Consider the following 7,909-nt stretch of genomic DNA (forward strand, 5'->3'; position numbering starts at 1 on the left):
TCCCTAATGTACCTCTTGCAAACAGGAAACGCTATATCTTTATTTATTCTCCCTTCTCCCCACTTCATAATTCATAATTCATAATTCATAATTCCCATCTCCCCACTTCCCCAACCCCCAAACCCACTATGATAATTGCTATATGAGTAAATCAAAAGAAAAAAACCGGATTGCCTATCAGGAATTTGGAGATCAAAGTAATTCTCAAGCTTTTGAGCGTTCCATTCCTGAATTACCCCCAAATCAGCAGAATTTGCGAGTTCAAACCTCCCGCTCTGGTCGTGCGGGAAAAACCGTTACCATGGTTACAGGTTTTCAATGCCAAACCGAAACTCTGACGAAATTATTAAAACAGTTAAAAACTGCTTGCGGAACGGGTGGTACAGTGAAAGAAAATGCCATTGAGATCCAAGGAGATCATCGCCAAAAAATTCTACAAATTCTCATTGAATCGGGTTACAAAGCCAAAATTAGCGGAGGATAGCTAAAAATCATGATTCCCTCTTGGTTGCTTATCGGTGTCGTGGGGTTTTTGGTAGCGTTAGCTGGGGGATTACTCAATTCTCGCGATGTGCGTTGGTTTGCACGCTTGCGTCGTCCCGATTGGTTAACCTTTGAAAGATTAATCCCTCTTATCTGGACAATTATCTATATTTGTGGGGCAATTTCTGCTTATTTAGTCTGGGAAGCTCAACCGGCTAATCGCTGGTTTTTGATGGCTTTTTATCTGTTGGTGGAATTGACTATTACTGCCTATACTCCCGTCACCTGTAAACTACGCAGTCTCAAAGCGGGAACGATTATCGGAGGTACGGGTTTTTTCTTGGGTTGTCTTCTGGCGCTCTTGGTTTTCCCTGTTTCTTCTTGGGCGGGCATCCTACTCTTACCCTACCTGATTTGGAGTCCGATCGGTACCTATGTGACTTGGGAAATGAGCCATCTCAATCCTCGGGATGTATAGATAGGTAAAGTGGGATGGGTTAATTTTTAACCCATCCCACAGATCTTATTGCCATCTACCAACTTGAAAATCTAGACTGTTTTTTCCGCTCTAACTCGCTCTACCCTGCGAGGAATGGAGCAATCAAGGAAGTTAGGAACCTCCTGACGACAGTGAGGACAATACCAGTAGGCACGACTAGCCACAAGGTGACGAAGGGTAATTCCCGAACATATAGGGCAGTTGTGCATGGATTGTTAGACTAATTTTAAAAGCTTTTAAAATTGTCTTACCTCCTACTGCGATTTTAAACAAAATCGCCGCTCTTTAACTCTAACTTTAGGTAGAAACCTAGTGTTTCTTTCGATAGACTTCCCAGAAAATACCTAAGGATGAGGACGGAAAAGATGGGAATGTTGCGGGTGATAAAGTTGCGATCGAGTTCCTGTAATCTGGTTTAAAGCGGGACTAATTAGATAAAGGGTAGTTCTAGTTAAATTTTCCCGATGGGTTAATTGGGCCATCTCTGACAGGGGGACAATCCAGATTTTTTCGTCGGGCCAACCGAGACGGAAACAAACGGCCACCTGTTGCTCTGGCCCGTAGTATTGTAGGAGTTTTTCCTGGGCTTTGTCAACATGACGGGCGGCTAAATATAGGCATAAACTGGCTTTATGGGCGGCTAAAGAGGCTAATTCTTCACTTTCTGGCATGGGAGATGCTTTTCCTTCCACCCGGGTGAGAATAATTGTCTGGACTAATTCGGGAATCGTTAATTCTAGGGCCAATTTGGCCGCTAATCCTTGAAAGGCACTAATTCCGGGGATTAGCTGAAAGGGGATATCTGCTGCTGTCAAAAGCTCAATTTGCTCTTGGATGGCACTATAGAGACTTAAATCCCCCGATTGCAGTCGCACCACCGCTAAACCCCGACGCACGCGATCGATCATTAAAGGGATAATTTCCTCTAGGGTGATGCTACTGGTGGGAATTAACTCGGCATCTTGACGAGTATCCTCAAGAATCTGTTTGGGGACGAGGGAATCAGCAAAGAGGATAACATCGGCTTTTTGGAGAATTTTATAGGCTTTTACCGTCAATAATTCCGGATCTCCGGGTCCCGCACCAATAAAATAGACGGCCGGGGAGAGCGCCGAGGAGTCAATTAAAGTCATACTAAATCCTGTTTAAAGGGGAAGTGGGAATTATGAATTATGAATTATGAATTATGAAGTGGGGAGACCACTTCGTGCGCGTTGCGGGGGGAAGTGGGGAAGTGGGGAAGTGGGGAAGTGGGGAAATTTCAACTAAAACTCCAAAACCCTAAAACCCCAAAACCCAACCCCGATCATTAACCTGAACATTTGTATTTAATTACGGTGAAACTGACTATACAATATTAATGATAAAGCACGGTCAGCATTGACAATGATTAGCGATCAATCCCTCCCCCCCCAAAATATTGAAGCGGAAGAATCTATCTTAGGTGGTATTTTGCTAGATCCAAAAGCGTTAGGTAGAATCAGTGATTTTTTAATTCCAGAAGCTTTCTATGTGAAAACCCATCAAGATATTTATCGTGCGGCACTTGCTTTACAAGGGAAGGGAAAACCGACGGATTTAATGACGGTTAGCAGTTGGTTACAGGATAATCATCTGCTGGAAGAAATCGGGGGAATGCCGCGATTGTTACAATTAATTGAGCGCACTGTCTCGGCTGCTAACATCGATCGCTATGCTGAATTAGTGATGGATAAATATATGCGTCGTCAGTTAATTTCCACCGGGGGAGAAATTATCGAGTTAGCCAGGGATACGACGCTAGAATTAGAAAATGTTTTCGATGAATCGGAACAAAAGATTTTTCGTCTCACCCAAAAACGACCCCAGGAGGGTTTAATTTTTCTGGGGGATACTTTAATCGAAACTTTTAACGAAATTGAGAAAATGCAGGAGACCACCACTCTACCCGGTATCGAAACTCAATTTTATGATCTCGATGCGATGACCAGTGGTTTACAACCCTCGGATTTAGTTATTATCGCGGGTAGGCCTTCCATGGGAAAAACTTCTTTTGCTCTTAATATTGCCTATAATATCGCTCAACAGAATTTACCTGTAGCGGTCTTTAGTTTGGAGATGTCTAAGGAACAATTAGCCCAACGTTTGTTATCGAATGAGGCTAAAATCGAAAGTAATCGGATTCGCTCTGGCCGTTTGGGACAAAATGATTTAGAGAAGGTTCTTGGGGGACTAGAAAAGTTATTAAATTTGCCCATATATATCGATGACAGTGCCAATTTAAGTGTAATTCAAATGCGTTCCCAAGTGCGGCGTTTACAGGCAGAAAAAAAGGGACAAATGGGATTAGTTTTAATCGATTATCTGCAATTAATGGAAGGGGGAGGTGATAATCGCGTTCAGGAACTTTCTAAAATTACCCGCAGTCTTAAGGGTTTAGCGAGAGAAATTCATGCTCCAGTAATTGCTCTTTCTCAGTTAAGTCGCGCCGTGGAATCTCGCAATAATAAAAGACCGATGATGTCCGATTTACGCGAGTCGGGATGTTTAGCGGGTGATAGTTTAGTTGAGTTAGCCGATCCTCGTGCTAAAGTGCCAATTTGTCAGTTAGTGAATTGCTCTAATTTTACGGTTTTTGCTCTTAATGAGGAAACAATGAAATTAGAAAAAGCACTGGTAACTAAGGTATTTTCCACAGGATTTAAGCCAGTTTTTCGATTAACAACTCGTTTAGGTCGCACGATTAGAACTACAGCCAATCATAAATTTTTGACCGTCCACGGTTGGCAAAGATTAGATGAACTAAATATTGGTAATTATATCGCTTTACCTCGCTCTCTTAGTAATTCAGACCTAACTTTTAATTGGGATGAAGTTATGGCAATTCAAGCGGATGGAGAGACAGAAGTGTATGATTTAACAGTAGATAAACTGCATAACTTTATTGCCAATAATATCATCGTTCATAATAGTATCGAACAGGATGCGGATTTAATTATGATGTTATACCGAGATGAATATTATAACCCCGATAGTCCTGATCGAGGTGTGGCTGAAGTAATTATTACTAAGCATCGTAATGGTCCCACTGGCACAATTAAGCTACTTTTTCAACCAGAATTTACCAAGTTTCTCAATCTTAAACAAAGTCGCTCTAATTATTAAAATGCAAGCAAATATTAATTATATAAAAACCAATTGGCTCTTAATACTTTTGGCAATTATCCTAACTCTTGGTGTGGTTTTTCGTTGGGCAAATATCGATCAAAAAGTCTATTGGCATGATGAATCCTACACCACGATTAGAACCACTGGTTATCAAGCAAAGGAAATCGCTGATACTATCTTTCAAAATCGTCTTTTATCTACCACAGAATTAGAAAAATTTCAACAACTTAAACCCGAAAGTAATATTTTTGATACAATAAAATCTCTCGCTCAAGAAGACCCTCAACACCCACCTTTATACTTTATTATCTCTCGCTACTGGGAAAAAATATTCGGTTTTTCTCCCGCTTCTTCCCGCAGTTTAGCGATTGTTTTTAGTCTTATATCTCTGCCATTTATTTACTATCTATCCCTAGAACTATTTACATCAAAGTTAACGGCAGTTTTAGCAGTAATTTTATTGGCACTCTCTCCAGTTGATATAATATTTTCTCAAATGTCTCGTCAGTATAGTCTTTTGGTTCTGTTAACGATAATCAGTCAATTAATGCTGTTAAAATGCCTCAAAAAAAGAACTCTTGTTAATTGGTCTTTATATACCTTATCTAATACTCTCGGACTCTACACCCATCTCTTTTTTATTCTTAACTTATTTGCTCAAGCAGTCTTTATACTTTGGTATCTTGTTATGAAACCAGAGCGAAAAAATAACTTGATATTTTTCCTGTTATCTGGGTTAACAATGATAATTTTATATATACCCTGGTTACAGGTTTTTTTAACTAACTCTCAAAGGGCCTTTAACTCCACCAGTTGGGCTGCCGTTAACTATCTCGATTGGGTATTGTTCGGTAAATTATGGCTCTTAACTTTTACTTGTCCATTTAGCGATAGCGATTTTGGTTTTAATAACATCTTCACCTATATATATAGACTAATTTTTTTAATCTTAACTATCTATGCTTTTGAGCGAGTTTATCGCTACAATAACCCGATAGCTTTTACTTTTCTAATTACCTCAACCCTAGTACCTTTCCTAGCTTTAGTCATTCCCGATCTAATTTTGACCACCACTAGATCAACTGTCACCCGTTATCTAATTGCGACCTTTCCCACTATCTATATAACTGTGGCTTTTTTCTTGTCACAATTGCTTAATCAAGGTAAATTTTCAGGTAAAATTATCTTGACTTTTTTGTTAACTGCTAGTATAATATCGAACTTTAATAATGCTCTTTCCGAAACCAGTTGGGCAAAAGTTCCTAGTTATTGGAATGGCGAAGTTGCCAGAAAAATTAATGCTGTACCCAATGCCATTATTATCAGCGACGAAGGTAATGACTGGACTAACTTAGGTGATTTGCTTTCCCTTAATTATCGTCTTAATGCTGATGTACAATACTTCCTGACTACCACTAACCCCGATACCGATAAGTTAAAAGAAGTTCTAGAAATTCCCCAGGCCAACTTATTTCTTTTTCGTCCTTCCAATCGGTTATTACTGGCCCTAGATCAATTGGATGTTCGTCGTGATGATTTCTATCCTCAAGGTCAATTGTCGCAAGTGAAGAAATAGGTAAATATATAAGTAGTAGGACAAAATTAACTTCTTGGTTAGGATAGGCGCTCATGCAAGAGGCAAGAGGCAAAAGATGGTTAGATATGTCTAATTAATTGTGTCTAGCTAGGGTTTGCCGAATAAATCTAAAAACCTTGTTGGGTAAGACTTTTAGACTTTTTGTCAATCAAAAAGTACCATATCTGGGAGGGATCGGGGGGAAAATTCTGGGACTTTTTCCCTGAAAATTAGGTAATTTACCAGATGAAAATGGGTAAAAACCTACACCCCACACCCCACACCCCACACCCTGTCCCCACGAAAAACTTTTTCGGCAAACCCTAGCTATATATTTTTGGTCGATCTAGCCTGAAAGAGTTGAGCAAAGCTGTTATCATAACCAGTTAAAAGCGTTAATCTTCACCTTAAAGAAATGACTTTTCTAATTCCGACCAGCACTTGGCGGCAAATTCTTAAAAAGCTCCCCATACTACTATTCTTAGCATCTTTTCTCATAGTCCTACTATTAGGCTATTTTTCCGCTGCTTTCTCTCAAAGTCGAGATCCTGATATCCGCGGTGTTTGGATCACCACCAACGATACTGCGATGCTGATGGACAGGGATAAACGACAACAGGCGATCGAGCAATTAGTTAATCTCAATTTTAATGCTATCTATCCCGTGGTTTGGAATTCCGGTTATGCTCTCTATCCTAGCGCGATCGCTCAACGGGAAGGAATACAGCCTTTTGTGCCTACGGGAGCGCAGGGACAAGATATCTTGGCAGAATTGGTGGAACAAACCCGTGGCAGGGGATTATTGGTCATTCCTTGGTTTGAATTCGGATTTATGGCCCCTCCCACCTCAGAATTAGCCTTAAAACATCAGGACTGGTTAACCCAAAAACGGGACGGAGGGACCACTTGGGTAGGGGCAGCCGGTGAGGTGGTGTGGTTGAATCCTTTCCGTCCCGAGGTGCAGAATTTTCTGCGGGAATTAGTCTTGGAAGTGGTGGGACAATACGATATTAACGGCATCCAATTCGACGATCATCTGAGTTTACCCAACGAATTCGGCTATGATCCCTATACTATCGCCCTTTATCAACAGGAAACCGAAAAAACGCCTCCGGCTAACCCCCGGGATCCCGAATGGACAAAATGGCGGGCCGATAAAATCACCGCTTTTCTGGCTAATCTCAAAGAATCAATTGAGGCAATTAAACCGAATATACTGCTTTCGATCGCCCCTAATCCCTACGAATTCGCCTATAATGGTCATTTACAGGATTGGCTCGGTTGGGTGCGGCAAGGATTAGTCGATGAGTTGATCGTACAGGTTTATCGTCCCGATCTGCCCAGTTTTCTCAAACAAATAGAGCGTCCCGAAATTCAGGAAACCCAGCAAACTATCCCCACCGGTGTGGGAGTTTTGACCGGTTTACGCAATCGACCGATCGCGTTACCCTTTATTGAAGAAAAGGTATTGGCTGCTCGTCAACGGGGTTTAGGGGTGATTTTCTTCTTTTATGAAAGTCTCTGGCAGCAAGCTTTGGAACCTCCAGAAACCAGAAAAGCGGCAATTCAAGCGCTGTTTTCGCAACCCATCACTCCCCGTCTTCCCGTGCTGGAAAATATTCCCTTAGTTAGTACGCCTGAACCTATTTACCAGCCAGAACTAACCCCCACACCTCCCCCCTTAGCGCCGGACGGGATCGAAATTCCTGTAATTCCCCCTCCGGGTAGTTAATAGCAATTTTTGCCCACAGAGTCAATGCCACTGGTCGCTTGAACCCCCCCCCTGAACGGTTACAAAATTATTTTCATTGAAAAATTTGGGTCTGAAACCCTGCCGTTTTACGGCGGCTTTACTGTCAAATATGAGCATCGTTTACAAAATATATGCTAAAATGTGAGACATGGAAAAAGCCTATTCTTACCGATTTTACCCCACACCAGAACAAGAGTCGCTATTGCGGCGCACATTGGGCTGTGTAAGATTGGTTTACAATAAAGCTCTCCATCTCAGAACACAAGCATGGTACGAAAAGCAAGAAAGAGTAGGCTACGCTCAAACTTCTTCAATGCTAACTGATTGGAAAAAACAAGAAGAATTAGACTTTTTAAACGAAGTAAGCTGTGTACCTTTACAACAAGGTTTAAGACACCTACAAATAGCTTTTACTAATTTCTTTGCTGGTCGTACTAAGTATCCTAGCTTT

7 protein-coding genes are annotated in these 7,909 nt (G+C 41.2%); 6 read left to right on the forward strand and 1 reads right to left on the reverse strand.

The genetic code is table 11. The annotated features are described in order from the left end of the window. The first annotated feature begins 142 nt into the window (after positions 1-142). Entirely contained in the window at positions 143-484 is a 342-nt protein-coding gene (locus MICAI_RS18505) for a translation initiation factor (protein WP_002740237.1), read from the forward strand. 9 nt (positions 485-493) lie between these two features. Beyond that, complete coding sequence (locus MICAI_RS18510; RefSeq protein ID WP_002799098.1) at positions 494-961, forward strand: TspO/MBR family protein; 468 nt, start codon at positions 494-496, stop codon at positions 959-961. A gap of 365 nt (positions 962-1,326) precedes the next feature. Here MICAI_RS18510 and cobM read toward each other — a convergent pair whose 3' ends face one another. Then, positions 1,327-2,115, reverse strand: a complete 789-nt coding sequence (gene cobM / locus MICAI_RS18515; RefSeq protein WP_008205795.1) for a precorrin-4 C(11)-methyltransferase — start codon at positions 2,113-2,115, stop codon at positions 1,327-1,329. Positions 2,116-2,368: 253 nt separating this feature from the next. Here cobM and dnaB point away from each other — a divergent pair, with 253 nt between their 5' ends. The 4 genes from dnaB to MICAI_RS24440 all read left to right on the forward strand — a co-directional run. Then, a complete protein-coding gene (gene dnaB / locus MICAI_RS18520; RefSeq protein WP_008205798.1) occupies positions 2,369-4,126 on the forward strand; it encodes a replicative DNA helicase in 1,758 nt (585 codons plus the stop codon). Position 4,127: 1 nt separating this feature from the next. Continuing rightward, positions 4,128-5,705: a glycosyltransferase family 39 protein gene (locus MICAI_RS18525; RefSeq protein WP_008205800.1), complete on the forward strand. Its 1,578-nt coding sequence runs from the start codon at positions 4,128-4,130 to the stop codon at positions 5,703-5,705. A gap of 415 nt (positions 5,706-6,120) precedes the next feature. Beyond that, positions 6,121-7,437, forward strand: coding sequence for a family 10 glycosylhydrolase (locus MICAI_RS18530; RefSeq protein ID WP_008205802.1), 1,317 nt, complete (start codon positions 6,121-6,123; stop codon positions 7,435-7,437). Between the two features lie 169 nt (positions 7,438-7,606). Next, positions 7,607-7,909 (forward strand): RNA-guided endonuclease InsQ/TnpB family protein (locus MICAI_RS24440; protein WP_081504693.1); only part of this gene is annotated, 303 nt, incomplete at its 3' end.

Source organism: Microcystis sp. T1-4, assembly GCF_000297435.1.
In the GTDB taxonomy this organism is placed as follows: Bacteria; Cyanobacteriota; Cyanobacteriia; order Cyanobacteriales; family Microcystaceae; genus Microcystis.